At 69.8% G+C, this 24,153-nt stretch carries 21 protein-coding genes and 1 pseudogene; 15 read left to right on the top strand and 7 right to left on the bottom strand.

Annotated elements, in window-relative coordinates:
• Positions 1–170: 170 nt before the first annotated feature.
• The 3 genes and pseudogenes from OIC96_RS41320 to OIC96_RS41310 all read left to right on the top strand — a co-directional run.
• Positions 171–1,250 (top strand): annotated as a pseudogene (locus OIC96_RS41320) (type III polyketide synthase); the annotation flags it as partial.
• Entirely contained in the window at positions 1,247–2,461 is a 1,215-nt protein-coding gene (locus OIC96_RS41315) for a cytochrome P450 (protein WP_330302923.1), read from the top strand. The pseudogene OIC96_RS41320 and the gene OIC96_RS41315, both read left to right, overlap by 4 nt.
• A 7-nt stretch (positions 2,462–2,468) precedes the next feature.
• Positions 2,469–2,990, top strand: a complete 522-nt coding sequence (locus OIC96_RS41310) for a cupin domain-containing protein (protein WP_330302924.1) — start codon at positions 2,469–2,471, stop codon at positions 2,988–2,990.
• A 74-nt stretch (positions 2,991–3,064) separates the two neighbouring features.
• Here the strand turns inward: OIC96_RS41310 and OIC96_RS41305 are convergent, their stop codons facing one another.
• The gene (locus tag OIC96_RS41305; protein WP_330302925.1) at positions 3,065–4,294 is read right to left on the bottom strand and encodes an acyl-CoA dehydrogenase family protein; all 1,230 of its coding nucleotides are present in this window, start codon (positions 4,292–4,294) and stop codon (positions 3,065–3,067) included.
• A gap of 169 nt (positions 4,295–4,463) precedes the next feature.
• Here OIC96_RS41305 and OIC96_RS41300 point away from each other — a divergent pair, with 169 nt between their 5' ends.
• On the top strand, positions 4,464–5,108 hold the full coding sequence (locus OIC96_RS41300) for a TetR family transcriptional regulator (protein ID WP_330302926.1): 645 nt from the start codon (positions 4,464–4,466) through the stop codon (positions 5,106–5,108).
• Between the two features lie 143 nt (positions 5,109–5,251).
• Here OIC96_RS41300 and def read toward each other — a convergent pair whose 3' ends face one another.
• On the bottom strand, positions 5,252–5,791 hold the full coding sequence (def, locus tag OIC96_RS41295) for a peptide deformylase (protein WP_330302927.1): 540 nt from the start codon (positions 5,789–5,791) through the stop codon (positions 5,252–5,254).
• Between the two features lie 154 nt (positions 5,792–5,945).
• Here def and OIC96_RS41290 point away from each other — a divergent pair, with 154 nt between their 5' ends.
• From OIC96_RS41290 to OIC96_RS41260, 7 genes are all read left to right on the top strand, one after another.
• A complete protein-coding gene (locus OIC96_RS41290; protein ID WP_327426985.1) occupies positions 5,946–7,184 on the top strand; it encodes a MurT ligase domain-containing protein in 1,239 nt (412 codons plus the stop codon).
• A 19-nt stretch (positions 7,185–7,203) separates the two neighbouring features.
• Positions 7,204–7,932, top strand: a complete 729-nt coding sequence (locus tag OIC96_RS41285; RefSeq protein WP_327426986.1) for a type 1 glutamine amidotransferase — start codon at positions 7,204–7,206, stop codon at positions 7,930–7,932.
• A 189-nt stretch (positions 7,933–8,121) separates the two neighbouring features.
• A complete protein-coding gene (locus OIC96_RS41280) occupies positions 8,122–9,147 on the top strand; it encodes a 6-phosphofructokinase (RefSeq protein ID WP_330302928.1) in 1,026 nt (341 codons plus the stop codon).
• Between the two features lie 178 nt (positions 9,148–9,325).
• A complete protein-coding gene (locus OIC96_RS41275; RefSeq protein WP_330302929.1) occupies positions 9,326–10,279 on the top strand; it encodes a cytochrome c oxidase assembly protein in 954 nt (317 codons plus the stop codon).
• Positions 10,280–10,564: 285 nt separating this feature from the next.
• Positions 10,565–12,037 (top strand): DUF6777 domain-containing protein, encoded by a 1,473-nt coding sequence (locus tag OIC96_RS41270; RefSeq protein WP_330302930.1) that lies wholly within the window; start codon positions 10,565–10,567, stop codon positions 12,035–12,037.
• Between the two features lie 39 nt (positions 12,038–12,076).
• Complete coding sequence (locus OIC96_RS41265) at positions 12,077–14,188, top strand: serine/threonine-protein kinase (RefSeq protein WP_330302931.1); 2,112 nt, start codon at positions 12,077–12,079, stop codon at positions 14,186–14,188.
• A gap of 93 nt (positions 14,189–14,281) precedes the next feature.
• The gene (locus OIC96_RS41260; protein WP_327426991.1) at positions 14,282–14,440 is read left to right on the top strand and encodes a hypothetical protein; all 159 of its coding nucleotides are present in this window, start codon (positions 14,282–14,284) and stop codon (positions 14,438–14,440) included.
• A 13-nt stretch (positions 14,441–14,453) separates the two neighbouring features.
• Here the strand turns inward: OIC96_RS41260 and OIC96_RS41255 are convergent, their stop codons facing one another.
• The 4 genes from OIC96_RS41255 to OIC96_RS41240 all read right to left on the bottom strand — a co-directional run bounded on the left by OIC96_RS41255 (position 14,454) and on the right by OIC96_RS41240 (position 18,613).
• Entirely contained in the window at positions 14,454–15,659 is a 1,206-nt protein-coding gene (locus OIC96_RS41255; RefSeq protein ID WP_330302932.1) for a sensor histidine kinase, read from the bottom strand.
• Between the two features lie 81 nt (positions 15,660–15,740).
• Positions 15,741–17,483: a sodium/solute symporter gene (locus tag OIC96_RS41250; RefSeq protein ID WP_330302933.1), complete on the bottom strand. Its 1,743-nt coding sequence runs from the start codon at positions 17,481–17,483 to the stop codon at positions 15,741–15,743.
• Between the two features lie 3 nt (positions 17,484–17,486).
• Complete coding sequence (locus OIC96_RS41245; protein ID WP_330302934.1) at positions 17,487–17,846, bottom strand: hypothetical protein; 360 nt, start codon at positions 17,844–17,846, stop codon at positions 17,487–17,489.
• An 11-nt stretch (positions 17,847–17,857) separates the two neighbouring features.
• Entirely contained in the window at positions 17,858–18,613 is a 756-nt protein-coding gene (locus tag OIC96_RS41240) for a LytR/AlgR family response regulator transcription factor (RefSeq protein WP_330302935.1), read from the bottom strand.
• 120 nt (positions 18,614–18,733) lie between these two features.
• Here OIC96_RS41240 and OIC96_RS41235 point away from each other — a divergent pair, with 120 nt between their 5' ends.
• The 4 genes from OIC96_RS41235 (at position 18,734) to OIC96_RS41220 (ending at position 22,412) form a co-directional block, all read left to right on the top strand.
• The gene (locus tag OIC96_RS41235) at positions 18,734–19,237 is read left to right on the top strand and encodes an Lrp/AsnC family transcriptional regulator (RefSeq protein ID WP_330302936.1); all 504 of its coding nucleotides are present in this window, start codon (positions 18,734–18,736) and stop codon (positions 19,235–19,237) included.
• A gap of 124 nt (positions 19,238–19,361) precedes the next feature.
• The gene (ddaH, locus tag OIC96_RS41230) at positions 19,362–20,183 is read left to right on the top strand and encodes a dimethylargininase (protein ID WP_330302937.1); all 822 of its coding nucleotides are present in this window, start codon (positions 19,362–19,364) and stop codon (positions 20,181–20,183) included.
• On the top strand, positions 20,180–21,406 hold the full coding sequence (rocD, locus tag OIC96_RS41225; RefSeq protein ID WP_330302938.1) for an ornithine--oxo-acid transaminase: 1,227 nt from the start codon (positions 20,180–20,182) through the stop codon (positions 21,404–21,406). Before ddaH ends, rocD begins: the two co-directional genes overlap by 4 nt.
• A 280-nt stretch (positions 21,407–21,686) precedes the next feature.
• A complete protein-coding gene (locus OIC96_RS41220) occupies positions 21,687–22,412 on the top strand; it encodes a lysophospholipid acyltransferase family protein (RefSeq protein ID WP_330302939.1) in 726 nt (241 codons plus the stop codon).
• A 66-nt stretch (positions 22,413–22,478) separates the two neighbouring features.
• On the opposite strand, the gene OIC96_RS41215 is transcribed toward OIC96_RS41220, so the two are convergent.
• Positions 22,479–24,074: an alpha/beta hydrolase gene (locus OIC96_RS41215; RefSeq protein ID WP_330302940.1), complete on the bottom strand. Its 1,596-nt coding sequence runs from the start codon at positions 24,072–24,074 to the stop codon at positions 22,479–22,481.
• Positions 24,075–24,153: the final 79 nt, after the last annotated feature.

The following is a 24,153-nucleotide window of genomic DNA, read 5'->3' as shown; positions in this document are numbered from 1 at the left end:
GGGCCCCTTCCCCGAGGGTCCCACGCCCTCCCGAAATTCGCCGGAATGGAGTAACCCGGCGCGATATCCCCACGCTTCCGGGTGATCGTGGATGAACCACCCGTTCGCATCGTGGGTGAACCACTCCTTCCGCCGGGGGACGAGAGTTCCCCGGAAGGCGAAAGAAGGCGCGCTCCATGGCGACTTTGTGCAGACCCTCGGTCTCGGTTCCGGAATACGTGATCACGATGGAGGAGACGCTGGAACTGGCGCGCTCCCGTCATGAGGACCACCCCCAGCTGCCGTTGGCACTCCGGCTGATCGAGAACACCGGCGTGCAGACACGGCACATCGTGCAGCCCATCGCGGAGACGCTGAAACACCCAGGCTTCGAGGAACGCAACAAGGTCTACGAGAGCGAGGCGAAGGCCCGCGTTCCCGCGGTCGTGCAGCGGGCGCTCGACGACGCCGAGCTGCTCACCACCGACATCGACATGATCATCTATGTGTCGTGCACCGGGTTCATGATGCCCTCGCTCACGGCCTGGCTGATCAACTCGATGGACTTCAACAGCGACACCCGCCAGATACCCATAGCCCAGCTGGGCTGTGCGGCCGGCGGCGCCGCGATCAACCGGGCACACGACTTCTGCACGGCCTACCCCGACGCCAACGCGCTCATCGTGGCCTGCGAGTTCTGCTCGCTCTGCTACCAGCCGACCGACCTCGGCGTCGGCTCGCTCCTGTGCAACGGCCTGTTCGGGGACGGCATCGCCGCGGCCGTCGTCCGCGGCAAGGGCGGCACCGGTATCCACCTGGAGCGCAACGGCTCGTACCTGGTCCCCAAGACCGAAGACTGGATCATGTACGACGTCCGGGCCACCGGCTTCCACTTCCTGCTGGACAAGCGGGTGCCGGGGACGATGGAACCGCTCGCTCCCGCGCTGCACGCCCTCGCGCGTCAGCACGGCTGGGACGCCTCCGACCTGGACTTCTACATCATCCACGCGGGCGGTCCCAGGATCCTGGACGACCTCAGCAAGTTCCTCGAAGTCCCGCCGGACGCCTTCCGGTTCAGCCGGGCCACCCTCACCGAGTACGGCAACATCGCCAGCGCCGTCGTCCTGGACGCGCTGCGCCGGCTGTTCGACGAGGGCGGCGCCGAGCACTCCGCACGCGGGCTGCTCGCGGGCTTCGGCCCCGGCATCACCGCGGAGATGGCCCTGGGCCGCTGGCACGACTCGACCGAGGGGAAGGCGAGCCGGAAATGACCGAGGACACGATCACCGAGGCACTGCCTCCCGTCCGCCACTGGCCCGCCCTCGATCTGACGGGCGTGGACTTCGACCCGGTCCTCACCCGGCTGATGCGGGAGGGCCCGGTCACCCGGATCCAGCTGCCCAACGGCGAGGGCTGGGCGTGGCTGGTGACGCGGTACGACGACGTCCGCATGGTGGCCAACGACCCCCGGTTCAGCCGTGAGGCGGTCATGGACCGGCCGGTCACCCGGCTCGCCCCGCACTTCATTCCGGCCCGCGGCGCGGTGGGGTTCCTCGACCCGCCCGACCACACCCGGCTGCGCCGCTCGGTGGCCGCCGCGTTCACGGCACGCGGTGTGGAACGAGTGCGCGAGAAATCCCGGCGCATGCTCGACGAGCTGGTCGACGAGATGCTCCAGGACGGCCCGCCCGCGGACCTCACCGAGGCGGTCCTCAGCCCCTTCCCCATCGCGGTCATCTGCGAGTTGATGGGCGTCCCGGCCGTCGACCGGCAGAGCATGCACACCTGGACGCAGCTGATCCTGTCCTCCTCGCACGGCGCCGAGGTCAGCGAGAAGGCCAAGGAAGAGATGGGCGCGTACTTCACGAAGCTCATCGGCGACCGGCGCGGCAGCACCGACGAGGACGTCACCTCCCTGCTGGGCGCCGCCGTGGGCCAGGACGAGATCACGCTGGAGGAGGCCGTCGGGCTCGCCGTCCTCCTCCAGATCGGCGGCGAGGCGGTCACGAACAACAGCGGGCAGCTGTTCTACATCCTGATGACCCGCCCCGACCTGGCCGAACGGCTGCGGGCCGAGCCGGAGATCCGTCCCCAGGCCATCGACGAGCTGATCCGCTACATCCCGCACCGCAGCGCGGTCGGGCTGTCGCGGATCGCGATGGAGGACGTGGAGATCAAGGGCGTACGGATCCGGGCGGGCGACGCGATCTACGTGTCGTACATGGCCGCGAACCGCGACCCGGACGTCTTCCCGGACCCGGAGACCATCGATTTCTCCCGCAGCCCCAATCCGCATGCGGCGTTCGGCTTCGGCCCGCACTACTGCCCGGGCGGGATGCTGGCCAGGCTGGAGTCCGAGCTCATGGTCGACGCGCTGCTCGACCGGATGCCGGGACTGCGGCTGGCCGTACCGCCGGATCAAGTCCCCTTCAGGAAAGGCGCGTTGATCCGTGGCCCCGAGGCCCTGCCCGTGACGTGGTGAGCGGCCGATGACGGCAACCGAAGGGCTGCTCGTGCCCCCGGGTCACGGCCGCGTGGTCCAGACACCCGCCCAGCACGTGACGTTCAAGGTGACCGGCTCGCACTCGCGCACCGCCTCCACCTTCGAGGTGCTGGTACCGCCCGGCTTCGACGTCGGCGCCCATGTGCACACGCGCAGCGAGGAGTTGTTCTACGTGCTCGAAGGCGAGCTGGACGTGCTCGCCTTCGAGCCGCGGATACGGACCCCCGACAACTGGCAGAAGTGGGAGTCCAGTTCGGGCACCCGCGTGGTCCGGGCCACACCGGGCACGGTCATCGTCGTACCCCCGGGCTGCCCCCACGCCTTCTCCAACCCTACGGAGACCCCGGCCAAGATGTTCTTCCAGGCGTCCCCGCCCCCGGACCACGAGCGCTACTTCGACGAGCTGCTGGAGATCCTGGGGACGGGCGGCCCCCCAGACGTCACGGCAATCGAGGAGCTGCGGGCGAGGTACGACATCGAGCAACTCACACCTTTGAAACACCGCTGAGCGAGAGCGCCCCTGAAAGGGGCGCGGGGAACTGCGCGCTCAGCCACAACCGGCCCGCAGCCCGCATAGCACCTCTAACGAATCGGCATCCCGGACAAGGTGCGCGCAATCACCAGGCGCTGAATCTCACTCGTCCCCTCGAAGATCGTGTAGATCGCCGCGTCACGATGCATCCGCTCCACCGGGTACTCCCGCGTGTAGCCATTGCCCCCGAGGATCTGAATCGCCTGCCCGGTCACCTTCTTCGCCGTCTCGCTCGCGAACAGCTTCGACATCGACCCCTCGGCCGCCATGAACTGCTTCCCGCTGATCGCCATCCAGGACGCACGCCACACCAGCAGCCGAGCCGCATCGATGGACGTCCGCATGTCCGCGAGCTGGAAGGCGACCCCCTGGTTGTCGATGATCGGCCGCCCGAACTGCTCACGCGTCTTCGCGTAGTCGAGGGCCACCTCGTACGCGGCGCGTGCGGTACCCACCGCCATGGCACCCACCGCGGGGCGGCTCGCCTCGAACGTGGCCATCGCGGCGTTCTTCACCCGCTCACCGCCACCGGCCTTGGCCCGCTCCCGCGCACGGGCGAGGCGCTCGTCGAGCTTCTCCTTGCCGCCGAGGAGACAGGAGCCGGGGATGCGCACGTTCTCCAGGACGACCTCGGCGGTGTGCGAGGCGCGGATGCCGTGCTTCTTGAACTTCTGGCCCTGGGAGAGGCCCGGGGTGTTCGGCGGGACGATGAAGGAGGCGTGGCCCTTGGAGCCCAGCTCGGCATCGACGACCGCGACCACGACGTGGACGTTGGCGATGCCGCCGTTGGTCGCCCAGGTCTTGGTGCCGTTGAGGACCCATTCGTCCTTGGCCTCGTCATAGACGGCACGCGTGCGCATGGAGGCGACGTCGGAGCCGGCGTCGGGCTCGGAGGAGCAGAAGGCCGCGACCTTGACGTCGTTGGCGTCGCCGTACATCTGGGGGATCCAGGTGCCGATCTGCTCCTCGGTGCCGTTGGCGAGGACGCCCACGGCGGCGAGGCCGGTGCCGACGATGGAGAGGGCTATGCCCGCGTCGCCCCAGAACAGCTCCTCCATGGCCATCGGTATGCCGAGGCCGGTGGGGTCGAAGTACTGCTGGGCGTAGAAGTCCAGGGAGTAGATGCCGACCTTCGCGGCCTCCTGGATGACCGGCCAGGGAGTCTCTTCGCGCTCGTCCCATTCGGCGGCCGCGGGGCGGATGACGTCGGCGGCGAAGCCGTGCAGCCAGTCCCGGACCTCCTTCTGTTCGTCGTTGAGCTCCATGGTGAACTCGGCCATGTCCCCTCCAGCGCTGCACTAAACTGTTACTTGCGGTAACTGGAGTGTGTTACTGACCAGTAGGAAAAGTCAACTCCCGAACCGCGCTCGGCAGCCCGTTCGATAGCCATACGCCGATGAGTGTTAGTTTGCGCAGGCGTCACCGAATCACCACGGGTGGGGAGAGCACATGGACACCACACAGCGGACCGATCAGCAGAGGTCCGCCGACCGCCGCCGGCGCGAGCTGCTGGAAGCCGCCGACCGGGTAGTGCTCCGCGACGGCCCCGGGGCCTCGATGAACGCCATCGCCGCCGAGGCGGGCATCACCAAGCCGATCCTCTACCGCCACTTCGGCGACAAGGGCGGACTCTACGCCGCGCTCGCCAAGCGGCACACCGATGCGCTGCTGGGGGCGCTGCGGGCCGCGCTGGACGCTCCGGCCGAGCGCCGGGAGCGGGTGGAGGCCACGCTCGACACCTATCTCGCGGCCATCGAGGCGCACCCTCAGGTCTACCGTTTCCTGATGCACCCCACGGAGGGTGCGCAGCCGGGCGACCCGGGCTTCGACGTGGGCAAGCACTCCGCGCCGTTGCTGCGCCGCATGGGCGAGGAACTGGCCGAGGTCATCGAGGAGCGGGTCGATCTCGGGCCCGGCAGCCAGCAGCTCGCGCGGGTGTGGGGGCACGGGATCGTCGGCATGATGCATGCCGCCGGGGACTGGTGGCTGGGGGAACGGCCCTGTTCGCGGGCCGAGTTGGTACGTAGTTTGGCTGACCTTTTGTGGGGTCGGCTCGCTGCGGCGGGTGACAAGGTCGGCGGTCCGGGGTTCTGAGGTTGTAGGTCGGCTGCGGGTTGTTCGTGGCTGAGCGCGCAGTTCCCCGCGCCCCTGAAGGGGCGCTGACCTGAGCGCCCGGCCTTTAGGGGCGCGGGGAACTGCGCGACCAGCCACAAACAACCCGCAGCCGACGCACCGCCTCAGCTACCCCAAGACGCCCGCGCCACCTGCCTCATCACCCGGCGCCGGCGCCACCCGGAAACCCGGTCCACGTACACCCCGCCGTCAAGGTGGTCGCACTCGTGCTGCAGGCATCGAGCGAACCAGCCGGTGCCATGCACACGCACCGGCTCACCGGTCACCGTAAAGCCCTCGACGACCGCGTGGTCGTACCGCTCGGTGCCCGCTTCCAGACCCGGCAGCGACAGACAGCCCTCCGGCCCACGCAGGACCAGACCGTCGGCCTGGACGAGCCGTGGGTTCACCACATGTCCCAGATGCCGGACATCGTCGTCGTCCGGGCAGTCGTACACGAAGACCTTGAGCGCCTCGCCGACCTGGTTCGCGGCAAGGCCCACCCCCTCGCTGGCGTACATCGTCGCGAACATGTCCTCGACGAGCCGGGCGAGTTGGGGACCGAAGTCCGTGACTTCTTCACACGCGGTACGCAGGACGGGGTCGCCGAGCAGGGTCAGAGGCCGGACGCGCCCGTGGGCGCCCGGGATGGAGCCGTGTCGCATGGCGGCAAGGGTACGGTCCTCAAGGGCGCGCGCAGGTCGCGCGGGCACCGTGATGGTGCCGCGATTCGGGCACGTGAGTGGATCTCGATAGGCTGAGGCCCACACGGTGCCGGGGGCAGAGGCGCGGCGCGTACGCAAGGAGGATCGAGAAACGATGTCAGGCAACTCGGACCCGCTGACGCCGCGGGCCAAGCTGGCCGTGACGGCGGGCAAGGCGGCGGCGGCCGTCTCGCGGGCCGCCGGACGCGGCAGCGGATCGGTGATCGGCGGCCGGGTGGCACTCAAGCTCGACCCCGACCTGCTGGCCAGGCTGGCCACACACCTGGACGTGATCCTGGTGTCGGCGACGAACGGCAAGACCACCACGACCCGGCTGATCGCGGAGGCGCTCGGCGCCGCGGGCCCCGTCGTGTCCAACGCGCTCGGCGCCAACATGCCGGCCGGTATCACCTCGGCGCTCGCCGGGGGTTCGGACGCCAAGTACGCGGTCATCGAGGTCGACGAGAAGTACCTCTCCGGTGTCGCACGCGACACCGACCCGAAGTGCATCGCGCTGCTCAACCTCTCCCGCGACCAGCTCGACCGGGCCGCCGAGACCCGGATGATGGCCGAGCACTGGCGCGAGGGCCTGGCCGGTTCCAAGGCCGTCGTGGTCGCTAACGCCGACGACCCGCTCGTCGTGTGGGCCGCGTCCTCCTCGGCGAATGTGATGTGGGTCGCCGCCGGGCAGATGTGGAAGGACGACGCCTGGTCGTGCCCGTCCTGCGGCGGTGTGATGCAGCGCCCCGGTGACGACTGGTTCTGCGGCGAGTGCGGCTTCCGCCGCCCGACGCCGACCTGGGTGCTGTCCGGGGACCACGTCCTCGACCCGCACGGCTCCGCCTGGCCGATCCACCTCCAGCTGCCGGGCCGCGCCAACAAGGCGAACGCCGCCTCGTCGGCCGCCGTCGCCGCCGTCTTCGGGGTGCCGCCGCAGGTCGCCCTGGAACGCATGTACCAGGTACAGGCGGTGGCCGGGCGCTACGACGTGGTGCAGTTCATGCAGCGCGACCTGCGTCTGCTGCTCGCCAAGAACCCCGCGGGCTGGCTGGAGACGTTCTCCCTGATCGACCCGCCGCCGACGCCGGTGATCCTCTCGGTGAACGCGCGCGGCGCCGACGGCACCGACACCTCCTGGCTGTGGGACGTCGACTACACGCGGCTGACCGGGCACCCGATCTTCGTTCTCGGCGACCGGAAGCTGGACCTCGCCGTGCGCCTGGAAGTCGCGAACCAGCACTTCCAGGTCTGCGAGAACCTCGACCAGGCCGTGCAGCTGGCACCGCCCGGACGTATCGAGGTCATCGCGAACTACACCGCTTTCCAGGACTTGAGGCGTCGTGTCGGCAACTGAGCCACGGAGGACGAAGAGAATGAGTGACAACAGCTTGCGTCTGGTGTGGATCTACCCGGACCTGCTGAGCACCTACGGCGACCAGGGCAACGCCCTCGTCGTAGAGCGCCGGGCCCGCCAGCGCGGCCTCGACGTGGCCCGTCTCGACGTGCGCAGCGACCAGCCGATCCCGACCTCCGGCGACATCTACCTGATCGGCGGCGGCGAGGACCGCCCGCAGCGGCTCGCCGCGGAGCGCCTGCGCCGCGACGGCGGCCTGCACCGCGCGGTCAGCAACGGCGCGATCGTGTTCTCGGTGTGCGCGGGCTACCAGATCCTCGGCCACGAGTTCATCAACGACCTCGGGCAGCGCGAGCCGGGCCTCGGTCTGCTCGACGTGGTCTCGGTGCGCGGCGAGGGCGAGCGGTGCGTCGGCGACGTCCTCGCGGACATCGACCCGCGCCTGGGCCTGCCCCAGCTGACCGGCTTCGAGAACCACCAGGGCGTCACCCACCTCGGCCCCACCGCCCGTCCCTTCGCGAACGTGCGGCTCGGCAAGGGCAACGGCACGGGCGACGGCACCGAGGGCGCGTACAACGACACCGTCTTCGGTACGTACATGCACGGGCCCGTGCTCGCCCGCAACCCGCAGATCGCGGACCTGCTGCTGAAGCTGGCGCTGGACGTGAACGCGCTGCCGCCGATCGACGACCGGTGGTACGAGGCACTGCGCAATGAGCGCATCGCCTCGGCCCAGCAGCCCGCCTGACCTGCTTGAGAAACGGTTCCGCAGGGCCCCGTCCAGGGCCCGTCTGACAGGACTTCCGCTCACCTGTGCGGGGACGTCCAGCAGGCGGACGCACGATGCGGACCCGCCCCCTGCCGCCGGTAGGGTGGCGGGGTCCAGCCGGACAGCGTGGTCCGGTCTCCGGCCCACGTTGAGAAGGTATTTCGGGCTATGCGCATTGGTGTCCTCACGTCCGGCGGCGACTGCCCCGGCCTGAACGCCGTCATCCGGTCCGTCGTGCACCGTGCCGTCGTCGACCACGGCGACGAGGTCATCGGCTTCCGGGACGGCTGGAAAGGCCTTCTGGAGTGCGACTACCTCAAGCTCGACCTCGACGCGGTGAGCGGCATCCTGGCTCGCGGCGGCACCATGCTCGGCTCCTCCCGGGTCCAGCCGGCGCATCTGCGTGACGGCGTGGAGCGGGCCAAGGGGCACGTCGCGGAGCTCGGCCTCGACGCCATCATCCCGATCGGCGGCGAGGGCACGCTCAAGGCGGCCCGTCTCCTTTCGGACAGCGGCCTGCCGATCGTCGGCGTGCCGAAGACCATCGACAACGACATCGCGGTCACGGATGTCACCTTCGGTTTCGACACCGCCGTCGGCGTCGCGACCGAGGCCCTGGACCGGCTGAAGACCACCGCCGAGTCCCACCAGCGTGTCCTGATCGTGGAGGTCATGGGCCGTCACACCGGCTGGATCGCGCTGCACTCCGGCATGGCGGCCGGCGCCCACGCCATCGTCGTACCGGAACGCCCCTTCGACATCGAGGAACTGGCCGCGAAGGTCGGCGAGCGATTCGAGGCGGGGAAGCGGTTCGCCATCGTCGTGGCCGCCGAGGGGGCCAAACCGAAGGCCGGGACCATGGCCTTCGACGAGGGCGGCAAGGATGTCTACGGGCATGAGCGGTTCGCGGGGATCGCCCGGCAGCTCTCCCTTGAGCTGGAGGAGCGGCTCGGCAAGGAGGCGCGGCCGGTGATTCTCGGGCATGTGCAGCGGGGCGGCACGCCGACCGCGTACGACCGGGTGCTCGCGACGCGGTTCGGCTGGCATGCCGTGGAGGCTGTGCACCGCGGGGAGTTCGGTCGGATGACGGCGCTGCGGGGGACCGACATCGTGATGGTGTCGCTCGCGGAGGCCGTGGAGACCCTGAAGACGGTGCCGGACGAGCGGTACGCGGAAGCGGAGTGCGTGCTTTAGCTGTTCGGCGACTGCGGGTTCGTCGTGGCTGGTCGCGCCCACGCGGCGGAGCCGCACAATGTCACAGCCCCGCGCCCCCGAAGGGGCGCTTCACTGACCCCGGTCACAGGTGTGACCGGGGTCAGTCCTACTCTGGTTCGGACAGACAGCACAACCCGTACGAATCAGGAGCCGGCGGATGGATCACAGCGGGCACGGCATGACCATGGATCTGCCGCCGTTCACGCTGGGGCGGGGGCTCGAATGGTCCGCGGACCCGTTCTTCCTCGTCGCCTGCCTGGTGGGGCTCGGCCTGTACGGCTGGGGGGTCGTGCGGCTCGCGCGGCGCGGCGACAAGTGGTCGTGGGGCCGGACCTCCGCCTTCGTCATCGGCGTGCTGACCGTGATGCTCGTGATGTGCACGAAGCTGAACGACTACGGCATGGTCATGTTCAGCGTCCACATGGTGCAGCACATGGTGATCAGCATGCTGTCGCCGATCCTGATCCTGCTCGGGGCGCCGATCACGCTGGCGCTGCGCGCCCTGCCGGTCGCGTCGACGCGGGGCAGCAAGGGGCCTCGTGAGCTGCTGCTGATGTTCCTGCACAGCCGGTACATGCGGATCATCACGCACCCCGCGTTCACCATCCCGCTGTTCATCGCGAGCCTGTACGGGCTGTACTTCTCGCCGATCTTCGACTCCCTGATGGGCTCCAAGGCGGGACACATCGCGATGATGTGCCACTTCCTCGCCGTCGGCCTGGTCTTCTTCTGGCCGATCATGGGCGTCGACCCCGGTCCGCACCGACCCGGCTACCTGATGCGGATGCTGGAGCTGTTCGCGGGCATGCCGTTCCACGCGTTCTTCGGCATCGCGTTGATGATGGCGTCCGAGCCGATGATCAACACGTACAAGAACCCGCCCGCCTCCCTCGGCATCGACGCACTCGCCGACCAGAACGCGGCGGGCGGCATCGCCTGGGCGTTCAGTGAGATCCCCTCCGTCCTCGTGCTGATCGCGCTGCTGTTCCAGTGGTACGGCTCCGAGCAGCGGCAGGCCAAGCGCTCGGACCGGGCCGCGGACCGCGACGGCGACAAGGAACTCGAGGCGTACAACGCCTATCTGGCCTCACTCAACGCACGCGGTCGCTGAATTCCCTTTCGGCCGCCAGGTCATCTTCCGGTCGCTGAATTAACTTTTCTATTCGCCTTGCGTGAAAGCCGTCGGCATTCAGTAGCATGGAATGTGAAGCCCCCGCGTCCGGTCCTCCGGTGCGCGGGGTCCACGGGGGAAACCGCAGGGGGAGCGGTCATGACATTTCATGCGTCCATGCAAAGGGCTGGGATTTCGGCGGCCCGAAGGATCGCTCTACTGCTGGTTTCCGTGCTGATAGTCAGCGGGTGCAGCAAATCCGATCAATTGTTCGTAGTGCGTGCCGTGGCCTCGGGGATTTCGCAGGCCAATCCCTTCTTCAAGGAGGACGGCAAGCTGGGCAAGGACACCCGCCTCCCCGAGGCACGGGCGACCGGCGGGGTGCAGGCCAGCAACAGCCCGGGGCTGTACGGGGGCACGCCCGGAAGCGGGAACACCCCAGGTGGTGGCGGCACAGGTGGGGACACTGAGGGCGGCGCCACCGGTGAGTTCGGCGGGTCCACGAAGCCCGGCACCTGCGTCGTGGCGCAGCTGAAGAAGTTCCTCACCGCTCCCGAGAACTCGGCCAAGGCACAGGAATGGGCGCGAGTGCTGCACATCGACCCGGGCGAAATCTCGGGTTATATCGATCAACTCACACCCGTCGTGTTGCGCCACGACACCCTCGTGACGAATCACGAGTACAAGCACGGCAAGGCGGTCCCCTTCAACTCCTTGCTACAGGCCGGAATCGCGATTCTGGTCGACCAGCAGGGGCTGCCCGCCGTGAAGTGCTCGTGCGGTAATCCGCTGCGGCCCTTCAAGGGAAACATCAAAAAGACTTCGGTGCAGTTCAAGGACGGAAACAAGAAGTGGTCCGGCTATCACCAGGATCACATCGTGCTCGTCGAGCCGCCGCCCGGGAATACTGACATCGACCGGCTCCAGCTCGTCGACGTCCAGAACCCCGATCACGGGATCGCCCGCCCACTCGGCACCGAGGGTGAGGACGACCAGTCCTTCGACACCCGCACGGAACACGCCGTTCCGACGGTCACCCGGAAGACGTTCGCCGAGGCGAGCCAGGCACTCGCTGCTGCGGGCCTCGCCATGACGTACGACGGCGCCTCCCTGCCGCCCGACGACGCCCAGGTCACCGCCTCCGAGCCCGTCGAGGGCAGCACGCTGGAGTGGGGCGCGGCCGTGACGCTGTTCGTGCGGTCCGAGGAGAGCGGCGGCCAGAGCACTCCCCCGGACTCCGGTGCAGTGACCACGGGTCCGGACGAGTCGAGCACGGGTCCAGGCGAATCGAGCACCGGCCCGGACGAGTCCACCACCGGGCCGGACGAGTCCACCACCGGCCCGGGCGAATCCAGCACGGGCCCGGGCGAATCCAGCACCGGCCCGGACGAGTCCACCACCGGCCCGGACGAGTCCACCACCGGCCCCGGCGAGACCACCACCGGCCCGGGCGAATCCAGCACCGGCCCCGACACGACGCCGCCAACGCCACCGACGCCGTCCGGCGGGACGGACCTGCCGCCCGCGTCGAGCGGTTCCCCGCCCGACACCACGACGAGCGCGGCGGCCACCCCCTCGGAGTCCGTGTCGACCGACCCGGCCTCCACCTCCACGGAGCCGACGGCCAGCGGCGCACCGGCCTCCAGCGACCCGGCTTCGGCCGACCCCGGTGTCAGCGACTCCGCGACCGGTGTGGTCTACGCGACCTCTGTGCACCGTACGACCGACTCCGGTGGGCTCACCGAAGGCACGTCCTGATCCGCGTACGAACCAGCGCAGAACCCGGGGAGCAACCGGATGGCACCAGGATCACCGAAGTCGGGAGTGGGCCGGATCATCGCCGGCCGGTATCGGCTGCTGGACCAGGTCGGCTCGGGTGGGATGGGCCATGTGTGGCTCGCCCACGACCAGCGGCTCGACTGCGATGTCGCGCTCAAGGAGATCAGGTTCCGCAACCTGCCGGACGGTGGTGAGGAGCACGAGTCCCGCATCGCGCGCGCCCGTGCCGAGGCGCGGCACGCGGCGGTCCTGCGCGGGCACCCGCACGTGGTCACCGTGCACGACGTCCTGGAACACGAGGGCCTGCCGTGGATCGTGATGGAGTACGTGGCGGGCGCGGAGGATCTGCGCGACTGGCTCGCCCGGCGCGGTCCGCTGGCACCCGCCGAATGTGCCCGTATGGGCCTCGCGGTCCTTGACGCCCTGACCGCCGGGCATGAGCGCGGCATCATGCACCGGGACGTCAAACCCGCCAACATCCTGCTCGCTCCGGACCGCACCGGCATGCCGGGTGCCCGGATCCTGCTCACCGACTACGGCATCTCCGTCCAGCCGGACTCCCCCGAGACCCGCTGGACCCGGACGTCCATCCTGGTGGGCACGGCCGGATATCTGGCGCCGGAGCGGACCACCGGCGGGCCGGCGACGGCGGCGGCCGATCTGTTCTCGTTGGGCTGCACCCTCTATTTCGGTGTGGAGGGCTTCGGGCCGTTCGACCGCGGCACCGATCTCGCGGCGATCACCGCCGTGGTCCTGGAGGAGGCGCCACCGCCGCGGCGGGCCGGGGCGCTGTGGCCGGTCGTCGAGGCGCTGCTGATCAAGGATCCCGCCCGGCGGATCTCCGCTGAGGACGCGGCGGCGGCGCTGGCCCGGATCATCACGCCCGAGCCGCATCCGCCGACCCAGGTCGACACGGGCTCGCAGCCGCCCTGGGCGAGGCTCGTCACGTCCGACGGGGCTTCGGGCCCGGGCATGGCTCCACCGGACGAACGCTTCGGCGGCCCCGCACAGAACCAGAGCACCGGCAGCCCCGCACGGAACCAGAGCTCCAGCGGTCCCGCGCAGGACCAAGGCCTCGCCACACCGGCCGCGTACACGCCCACGGCCCAAGCACCGGGCCCGTACGCCCCCACCGCCCAAGCACCGGGCCCGTACGCCCCCACCGCCCAGGCACCCGGCGCGTACGCCCCGCGGCCGGGGCAGGAACTCGGCCGGTCGGCGCCGAGCACGCCACAGCCGGGACCGGGCTTCGGCCCGCCCTGGTACGGAGCGCCGCCCGGCCCGGTCACCGGCCCCTCGGGCCGGCGCCGCCGCAAGCGCCCGCGTGTCCTGCAAGCCCTGGCGGCGGTTCTCCTCGCGCTGGGGCTGACGGCCGGCGGGGTCTGGTACGCGATGGCGCACAAGGTCGTCCTGCCGTACGGGGACACGGTCGGACTCTCCGAACCTCTCCGGAAGGGCGACTGCGTCGTGGGCGACCCGTCCCCCGGCTCCGTGGCGGGTGTCCCGCGTCTGACGCTGGATCCCAGCTGCGGGAACGCCGTTCCCGACGGGCAAGTGATGGCCCTGTACAAGGCTCCCTCGTTCGAGGTCGCCGATCGCCAGGGAGCGGACCGGTGCGAGGAGTTGACGAAGGGGACCGCTGAAAGGCTCGCGTGGAACGTGCGCAGCATGGCGGTCGTGCCCACCCGCCAGGCCTTCCACGCCACCGGCGGCAATGTCGCGTGCCTGCTGGTCGGAAAGCACGGCCCGATGTACGGCCCGCTCGGAAAACTCCGCCCCTACGGGATGACGTTCAAGGACGCGACCCAGATACAGCGCGGCGACTGCCTCGGCCATGAGGACGGGGACGCGCTCGTCTACACGCACTACCAGCTGGTCGCCTGCGACAAGAACCATGTGGGGCTCGTCATTCAGATCACCCATCTCAAGACCGTCGCGTCCGGCGAGGACGCCGATGCCCAGGCGAACGACCAGTGCGCGGCGGACGCCCCGCCGGAGGATTTCGGGCGCAGTTCCGCGGTCTTCTGGAGTCATGGCCTGCGCAGCACAGGTCTGTGGGCCAAGGGCTACTACCTGGTGGTCTGCAGTCTGGAACACAGGGACAAGAGCCCGTTGCAGGGGAACGAGTAGGTCGCCCGGCCCTGGCGAACCGCCTCCCTCCGGGTGAAAATGGGCCCAAGGCCACGGCCCGCGTCGCGGACCCGCCTGGAGGAGGGTGTTGCGATGCCCGGTACGACGAAGACGATGGGGGTGATCACCGTGGGCGGGCTCGTCATGGTGACGGCCTACACGGTGGCGCTCGGCAGCAATGGCTGGCTGTGGTTCGGCTGGGTCGTACTCGGCCTGATCACGCTGGGGATGGTGGCGTCGCGCAGTACGTAAGGGCGCGCAGGGGTCACTCCCGGGGCAGTCGTCCCGCCGAGTGCACGCCCGGCTGGTACTTGGGCAGCCGGGCGGTGATCTTCATTCCCGCGCCCACCGCGGTCTCGATGACGAGGCCGTGGTCGTCCCCGTAGACCTGGCGCAGACGTTCGTCGACGTTGGACAGCCCGATGCCTCCGGAGGGGCTGACCTCTCCGGCCAGGATGCGGCGCAGCCGGTCCGGGTCCATTCCGGCGCCGTTGTCCTCGATGACGACCAGCGCCTCGGCACCCGCGTCCTGCGCGGTGATGCTGATGTGGCTCTTGTCGGTCTTGCCCTCCAGGCCGTGTTTGACGGCGTTCTCCACGAGGGGCTGGAGGCAGAGGAAGGGCAGCGCGACCGGCAGCACCTCGGGCGCGATCTGCAGCGTGACCGAGAGGCGCTCCCCGAAGCGGGCCCTGACCAGTGCCAAGTAGTGGTCGATGGCGTGGAGTTCGTCGGCGAGGGTGGTGAAGTCGCCGTGCCTGCGGAATGAGTAGCGGGTGAAGTCGGCGAATTCCAGGAGTAGTTCGCGGGCACGCTCGGGGTCGGTGCGGACGAACGAGGCGATCACCGCGAGCGAGTTGAAGATGAAGTGCGGTGATATCTGGGCGCGCAGTGCCTTGATCTCGGCCTCGATCAGACGCGTACGGGACTGGTCGAGGTCGGCGAGTTCCAGCTGGACCGAGACCCAGCGGGCGACCTCGCCCGTCGCCCGTACGAGGACGGCGGACTCGCGGGGCGCACAGGCGACGAGTGCGCCGTGCACTCGTTCGTCGACGGTGAGCGGGGCGACGACGGCCCAGCGCAGCGGGCAGTCGGGTTCGTCGCAGGTCAGCCGGAAGGCCTCGCCGCGGCCGGTCTCCAGCGGGCCGCCGAGCCGTTCCATGATCTCGGCGCGGTGGTGGGCCCCGACGCCGTCCCAGGCGAGGACCGTCTCCTGGTCGGTGAGGCACAGCGCGTCCGTACCGAGCAGGGTGCGCAGCCGGCGCGCGGACCGGCCCGCCGTCTCCTCCGTGAGGCCCGCGCGCAGCGGGGGTGCGGCGAGCGAGGCGGTGTGCAGGGTCTGGAAGGTGGCATGCTCGACGGGCGTCCCGAGTCCGCCGAGGCTCTGGGGCCGCGCGGTGCGTCTGCCGAGCCAGAACCCGGCGGCGAGCAGCGGGAGTACGGCGACGCAGAGCCCGGCGAGGAATCCGCTCATGCCCCGGCCTCGTTCATGATGCGCCGCACGCCTCGCCCCTCTTCTCGACCTCGTTCACCCAGCACCTCTTCACCCGGCACCTCATGCCTCGGCCCCCTTCGCGTTCACGGCCGCGCGCACCTGGCCGTCGGAGAGTTCCTCCGGCAGATGGAACCGGGCCAGGATCGCGGCCGTCCCGGCCGGAACCCGCCCCGAAGTGGCGAGCGACACCAGCACCATCGTCACGAAGCCGAGCGGCACCGACCACAGCGCGGGCCAGGCGAGCAGCGCGTGCAGTGAACCCGAGCCCGGATAGCCCGCCATGGTCGCGCCGACCGCGACCAGCGCCGAGCCGCCGCCGACGACCATCCCGGCGGCCGCGCCCGGCGGGGTCAGCCGCCGCCACCAGATACCCAGCATCAGCAGGGGGCAGAAGGAGGACGCGGACACGGCGAACGCGAGCCCCACCGCGTCGGCGACCGGCAGTCCGCCCACCAGGACGCTCGCCGCCAGCGGCACCGCCATCGCGAGCACGGTGCCGAGCCTGAAGTGCCGTACTCCGCGCGTGGGCAGCACATCCTGGGTGAGTACGCCCGCCACCGCCATGGTCAGCCCGGATGCGGTCGACAGGAACGCCGCGAAGGCACCGCCCGCCACCAGCGCGCCCAGGAGATCCGCGCCGAGCCCGCCGATCATCCGGTCGGGCAACAGGAGTACGGCGGCGTCCGCGTCCCCGGTGAGGCTGAGCTCGGGGGCGTACAGGCGGGCCAACGCGCCATAGAGGGGCGGCAGGAGATAGAAGGCGCCGATCAGGCCGAGCACGGCGACCGTGGTGCGACGGGCGGCGACTCCGTGCGGGCTGGTGTAGAAGCGGACGACCACGTGCGGCAGTCCCATCGTGCCGAGGAAGGTGGCGAGGATCAGTCCGTACGTGGCGTACAGCGGGCGTTCCTCGCGCCCGGCCGCCAGCGAGGTCGACATGCCGCCGTTGGTGCCGCGATCGGCCATCGGGACCGGGTCGCCCTTGGTGAAGGTGAGCCGGGTGCCGCGCTCGATGTGGTGGACGCCCGCGGGGAGTTCGACGCGTTCGTCCTCGTAGCGCCGTCCGTCGACGCTGCCCGTGGCGGTGACGCCGAGCGGTCGTGAGAGCTTCAGGTCGAGGCTGTCGTCGACGCGTACGACCCGCTGCTCGCGGAAGGTCGCCGGTTCGTCGAAAGCGTCGCGGGGTGCGCCGTGGGCCTGCCAGGCGAGGACCAGGAACAAGGCCGGGACCAGCAGGGCGGTGAGCTTGAGCCAGTACTGGAAGGCCTGGACGAAGGTGATGCTGCGCATGCCGCCCGCGGCGACGGTGGCGACCACGACGACCGCGACCAGCACTCCGCCGAACCAGTCGGGTGCGTCGGTCAGCACGGCCAACGTCAGCCCCGCGCCCTGCAGTTGGGGCAGCAGATACAGCCAGCCCACGCCGACGACAAAGGCACCGGCCAGGCGTCGCACCGCCTGGGAGCCGAGCCGCGCCTCCGCGAAGTCGGGCAGCGTGTACGCGCCGGAGCGACGCAGCGGGGCCGCGACGAAGAGGAGCAGTACGAGATAGCCGGCCGTGTAGCCGACCGGATACCAGAGCATGTCGGGGCCCTGGACCAGCACGAGGCCCGCGATGCCCAGGAAGGAGGCGGCGGAGAGGTATTCGCCGCTGATCGCGGCCGCGTTGAGCCGGGGACCCACGGTGCGCGAGGCGACGTAGAAGTCGGAGGTGGTCCGGGATATGCGCAGGCCGAACGCGCCGACCAGGACGGTCGCCACGACGACCAGGGCGACAGCGGGGACGGAGTAGTTCTGGTTCACGGCTCAGCGGTCCTCGACCAGCCGCACGAAGTCCTTCTCGTTGCGCTCCGCCCGGCGTACGTACCAGCGGGCGAGCAGCACCAGCGGCGGGTACACGCAGAATCCGAGCACGGCCCATTCCAGGCTCGCACCGTCCGGCATCGCGGCGAAGACGAGGGGCAGCGGGCCCACGAGCAGCACGAGAACGGCGAACACCGTGAGGGCCACGCGGAGTTGACTGCGCATCAGGGAGCGGACGTAGGTGTGACCGAGGGTGGTCTGTTCGTCGATCTCGGTCCTGGGCCGATAGTAGCCGGACGTTCGCCGGGTGCGCCGGGGCACTCCGGTGACGACCACGCGGCGTTCGGTCGGGTCCTGGGGCATGCCCGCACTCCTCAGCTCGTGGTCCGGCGCAGCAGCAGGTCGCGCAGTTCGCGCGCGTGCCGGCGGCTGACCTGGAGTTCGACGGAGTCGACGAGGACGCTCACCGTGCCCGCGTCCAGGCGGAGTTCGCCGATGTGGCGCAGCGCGACGAGGTGACGCCGGTGGATGCGGACGAAGCCGCGGGAGCGCCAGCGCTCTTCGAGGGTGGACAGCGGGATGCGGACGAGGTGGCTGCCCTGCGCGGTGTGCAGGCGGGCGTAGTCGCCGTGCGCCTCGACATGGGTGATGTCCTCGACGGCCACGAAGCGGGTGACGCCGCCGAGTTCGACGGATATGTGGTCGGGGTCGGGCTCGTGCACGGGAATCAGCGGTGCGGCGTCCCTGAGCTGGGCCGCCCGCCGTACGGCCTCGGCGAGCCGTTCCCGCCGTACCGGTTTCAGTACGTAGTCGACGGCCTTGAGGTCGAAGGCCTGCACGGCGAAGCCCTCGTGGGCGGTGACGAACACGACGAGCGGCGGCTGGGCGAACCCGGTGAGCAGCCGGGCGAGGTCGAGGCCGTCGAGGCCGGGCATGTGGATGTCGAGGAAGACGACGTCGATCGCCTCGGGCCCGTCGGGTCCGGATTCCAGGGCGCGGTTGATCCGGCGCAGCGCCTCGGTCGCGTCGCTCGCGCCCTCGGCGCTGCTGACGCGTGGATCGGCGTTCAGCAGATAGAGGAGTTCCTCAAGGGACGGTTGTTCGTCGTCGACGGCGAGCGCGCGCAGCATGAGAGTGGAGTGTAAGAGCGATTCGTACGACTGGACATCTGCCGGACGTGGACGTTGTCGGCGCCGGCGTGGACGTTGTCGCTGGATGGCGTGCACGTTGTCGCTGGATACAGTGCCGCCATGAACAGCAAGCCCGCGGGGTTCGACGAGCTCGACCGCAAGATCATCACGGCCCTGATGGCGAACGCGAGGACCAGTTTCGCGGAGATCGGCACGGAGATCGGGCTGTCCGCGACCGCGGTCAAGCGCCGCGTGGACCGGCTGCGCGAGACCGGCGTGATCACCGGGTTCACGGCCACGGTGAAGCCCACGGCACTCGGCTGGCGTACGGAGGCGTACGTCGAGGTGTACTGCGAGGGCGCGGCCCCGCCCCGGCGGCTCGCGGAGGTCGTGCGCAACCATCCGGAGATCACCGCGGCGATGACCGTGACCGGGGGCGCGGACGCGCTGCTGCATGTGCGGGCCACGGACGTGGAGCACTTCGAGGAGGTGCTGGAGCGCATCCGCGCCGAGCCCTTCATCCGGAAGACCATCAGCTACATGGTGCTGTCCCACCTGCTGCCGGAGGCCCCGGAGGCCGGCGCGACCCACGCCGCCCCCGAGGACGCATCAAACGTGCGCTGACCTGCCACGAGACGCAGCAATGCTGCGCACATGCGCAGCTCTCGTCGCTTGTCGCCCGTATCCCCCGTTTCCTACCGTGGAGGTACCCCCAGCCGACACCGCAGGAAAGCGGAGGGACCCCTCTGTGCCCGACAGCCGTGTGCCGCTCCCCCGGCGCTTCCTCGTCTGTGAACCCAGACACTTCGCCGTGCAGTACGCGATCAATCCCTGGATGCATCCCGACACACCCGTGGACGTCGATCTCGCCCGAGGTCAGTGGGAGGCGCTGATCCGCGCCTACCGCGCCCACGGCCACGCCGTCGACTCCGTCGAGCCGGTCGCCGGCCTCCCGGACATGGTGTTCGCGGCGAACTCCGCGCTCGTCCTGGCGGGCCGTGTCTTCGGCTCGCTCTTCCACGCGCCGCAGCGTCGCCCCGAGTCCACCGCGTACGAGACCTGGTTCAAGGCGGCCGGTTTCGACGTCTACCGCCCCGAGTCGGTGTGCGAGGGCGAGGGCGATCTGGTCCCGGCGGGCCGGTACGTCCTGGCAGGCACGGGATTCCGTACGACCCCCGGGGCCCATCGCGAGGTGCAGGAGTTCTTCGGAGTCCCGGTGATCGGCCTCCAGCTGGTGGACCCGCGCTTCTACCACCTGGACACGGCGCTCTTCGTCCTCGACGGCGGGCACGAGGCAAACATCGCGTACTACCCGGAGGCCTTCTCCCCCGGCAGCCGCGAGGTGCTCGCCCGTCTGTTCCCGGACGCGGTGCTCGCGACCCGCGAGGACGCGATGGCCTTCGGCCTCAACTCCGTCTCCGACGGCCGCCACGTCTTCATCGCTCCGGGGGCGACGGCCCTCGCCGACCAGCTCGCGCGCCGCGGTTACGTCCCCGTCCCCGTCGACCTCTCGGAGTTCCAGAAGGCCGGCGGCGGCATCAAGTGCTGCACTCAGGAGATCCGTTCATGACCGCTCCCGCACGTACGCGCACCTCCGCCGACCTGATCCGCGCCGAGGCGCCCGTCCTCGCGCACAACTACCACCCGCTGCCGGTGGTCGTCGCCCGCGCCGAGGGCACCTGGGTCGAGGACGTCGAGGGCCGCCGCTATCTGGACATGCTGGCGGGCTACTCGGCCCTCAACTTCGGCCACCGCAACCCCGAGTTGATCGAGGCGGCGCACCGCCAGCTCGACCGCCTGACACTCACCTCGCGCGCCTTCCACAACGACCAGCTGGCCCAATTCGCCGAGTCCCTCGCGGAGTTGACGGGCCTGGACATGGTCCTGCCCATGAACACGGGTGCGGAGGCGGTGGAGAGCGCCATCAAGGTGGCCCGCAAATGGGCGTACGAGGTGAAGGGCGTCGCTCCCGACCAGGCGACGATCGTCGTGGCCGCCGACAACTTCCACGGCCGTACGACGACCATCGTCAGCTTCTCCACGGACGAGACGGCCCGGGCGGGCTTCGGCCCCTTCACGCCCGGCTTCCGTGTCGTTCCGTACAACGACCTCGCCGCGCTCGAAGCAGCCGTCGACGAGACGACCGCGGCCGTGCTGATCGAGCCCATCCAGGGCGAGGCGGGCGTGGTCATCCCCGACGACGGCTACCTCACCGGCGTACGCGAACTGACCCGCCGCACCGGCTGCCTGTTCATCGCGGACGAGATCCAGTCGGGCCTCGGCCGCACGGGCACCACCCTCGCCGTCGAGCACGAGGGCGTCGTCCCGGACCTGCTCCTCCTCGGCAAGGCGCTCGGCGGCGGCATCGTGCCGGTGTCGGCGGTGGTCGGCCGCCGGGATGTACTCGGAGTACTGCGCCCCGGCGAGCACGGTTCGACGTTCGGCGGCAATCCGCTCGCCGCGGCGGTCGGTTCCGCCGTCGTCGGGCTGCTGGAGACCGGTGAATTCCAGCGCAGGGCGGCCGAGTTGGGCGTCGTCCTGCGGGGCGGCCTCGCGGCACTCGTGGGCAAGGGCGTCGAGGGCTTCCGCTCACGCGGCCTCTGGGCGGGCGTCGACATCGACCCCGCCATCGGCACGGGCCGCGAGATCAGCGAGGGCCTCATGCGCGAGGGCGTCCTCGTCAAGGACACCCACGGTTCGACCATCCGGCTGGCCCCGCCGCTGACCATCACGGGCGAGGAACTCCAGTCCGCCCTCGGAGCGCTGGAGAAGGTTCTGACACAAGGGGTCTGACAGACCGAAGAGAGTTGATTCCCTACATCAGCAGGCGGCCATCGGCCGCCTGCTGCGGTGTATCTGCGCGTGTTCTGCGAAGAAATGCGCCTGCTTCGGATCCCATGAATATCGTGGGATCGCGAATTCCGGAACGAGCCACTCTCGTGGCGAGAAAAGGTGACCCGTGAGGCACGGTTACGCGCGACCGCACGACCACCTAAACTGACGTACCGCGATTGCCCGGTGACCTGCTGGAACACGGCGGTTGAGCCGATCCGTCCGAGCGAGGAGCGACTCCATGTTCTACTACGTGCTCAAATACGTCCTTCTCGGACCGCTGTTGAGGCTGGTCTTCCGGCCTCGGATCGAGGGGCTGGAGCACATACCGTCGTCGGGCGCGGCCATCGTCGCCGGGAACCATCTGTCGTTCTCCGACCATTTCCTGATGCCGGCGATCCTCAAACGGCGGATCACCTTCCTCGCGAAGGCCGAGTACTTCACGGGACCGGGTATCAAGGGCCGGCTGACGGCCTTCTTCTTCCGCAGCGCGGGGCAGATCCCGGTGGACCGCTCCGGCAAGGACGCGGGTCAGGCCGCGATCCGCGAGGGGCTCGGGGTGCTGCGCAAGAACGAGTTGCTCGGCATCTACCCGGAGGGCACCCGCTCGCACGACGGCCGGCTCTACAAGGGCAAGGTCGGCGTCGCGGTGATGGCCCTCAAGGCCCAGGTCCCGGTCATCCCCTGCGCGATGATCGGCACCTTCGAGGCCCAGCCGCCGGGCAAGGTCATCCCGAACATCCACCCCGTCGTCATCCGCTTCGGCAAGCCCCTCGACTTCTCCCGCTACGCCGGGATGGAGAACGAGAAGGCCATCCTGCGGGCGATCACCGACGAGATCATGTACGCCATCCTCACCCTCTCCGAGCAGGAGTACGTCGACCGGTACGCGGCCGTCGTCAAGGCCGAGGAGGCCGCCGAGAGCGCGGCGAACGCGCGTAAGTTCCCGCGGATGCCTCTGAGTTGACCACGCATGAGGGACGGCCGGAGAACCCGGCCGCCCCTGTCACGCGCAGGAATCATCCACGGGAGACTACGGCTTCGGCGTGGCGTGCGGGGTGCACGTCACATCGGCCGCGTCCGTCGTGCCGGTGAGCAGGTAGGTGTCCACCCGCTCGTTGATGCACGGGTTGACCAGGCCGGTCACGCCGTGCGAGCCCGCGTCCTGTTCGGTGATCAGGCGGGACCCCTTGAAGCGCTTGTGCAGTTCGACGGCGCCCGGGTACGGGGTCGCCGCGTCACGCGTGGACTGCACGATGAGCACGGCCGGCAGGCCCTTGTGGGTCTTCACGTTCACGGGGGTCTGCTGCTTGGCCGGCCAGGTGGCACACGGCAGGTTCATCCACGCGTTGGCCCACGTCATGAACGGGTAGTCCTTGTTGAGCCGCGTGTTGTCCCGGTCCCACTTCTTCCAACTGGTGGGCCACTGGGTGTCGGCGCACTCGACGGCCGTGTAGACGGCGTTGCCGTTCTCCGAGGCGATATTGCCCGCGGTGTCCGACAGGTCGGGGGAGGCCGCGTCGACGAGCGCCTGGGTGTCACCGGCGACGTACTTGCTGAACACCGTGGCGACCGGCACCCACGAGGAGTCGTAGTACGGGGCGCTCTGGAAGAAGGAGATGAGTTCGGCGGGGCCGACGACGCCGCCGAGCGGGTTCGCCTTGGCGGTGGCGCGCAGCTTCAGCCACTGGTCCTGCACCTTGGCGCGGGTGTCACCGAGGTGGAAGGCCGCGTCGTTCTTGGCGACCCAGTCCTCCCAGTCCTTCCAGCGGCCCTCGAAGGCGATGTCCTGCTCGAGGTTGGCCTGGTACCAGATGTTCTCGCGCGACGGGTCGACGACGCTGTCGACGACCATGCGGCGGACGTGCCCCGGGAAGAGCGTGCCGTAGACGGCGCCGAGGTACGTGCCGTACGAGACACCCAGGTAGTTCAGCTTCTTCTCGCCGAGGGCGGCGCGGATGACGTCGAGGTCGCGCGCGGTGTTCGGCGTGGTCATCTGCGGCAGCATGTCGCCGCTGCGCTCGGCGCAGCCGTCCGCGTACTCGGCGGCCAGCTTGCGCTGGGCCTGCTTGTCCGCCTCCGTGTCCGGAACCGGGTCGGCCTTGGGCGCCTTCACGAACTCCTGAGGGTCAATGCAGGAGATGGGCGCCGAGTGGCCGACACCGCGCGGGTCGAAGCCCACGAAGTCGTACGCCTTGGCGGCGTTGGCCCAGACGGGGTTCTTGGTGGTCACGCGGCGCGGGAAGCGCATGCCCGAGGCACCGGGTCCGCCCGGGTTGTAGACGAGGGCGCCCTGGCGCTCGTCCGCGGTGCCCGTGTTCCCGATGCGGTCCACGGCCAGCTTGATCTGCTTGCCGTTCGGGTGGGCGTAGTCGAGCGGGACGCTGACATAGCCGCACTGGATCGGCTTCTCGAAGCCCCAGTCCGCGGGACAGTCCTGCCAGTCGATCCCGGCCTTGGCGGCCCGTTCCGCGGCGATCGCCGCCCCGCGCTGCTCGCGGTCCTGACCGTGGCGCGAGTCGGCGGTGGCCGACGGGGCCGCCACGGCTCCGGCTATCAGGGTCGCCGTGACGAGCGCTCCGGCCGAACCCAGCACTGTCACCCGTCTTGTCGGTCTCTTGGACCTCAAGTGGGACCTCCCCGTACCTCGTTGCGATTGGTACGGCGATCCTTTCGGCTGTGAGGTCCCTGAGAACAGACGTAAACAG

Origin of the sequence: Streptomyces sp. NBC_00775 (genome assembly GCF_036347135.1) — a bacterium.
GTDB lineage: Bacteria > Actinomycetota > Actinomycetes > Streptomycetales > Streptomycetaceae > Streptomyces > Streptomyces lutosisoli.
Note: the sequence above shows the minus strand (reverse complement) of the source record. Positions and strands in the feature narration are given on the sequence as shown.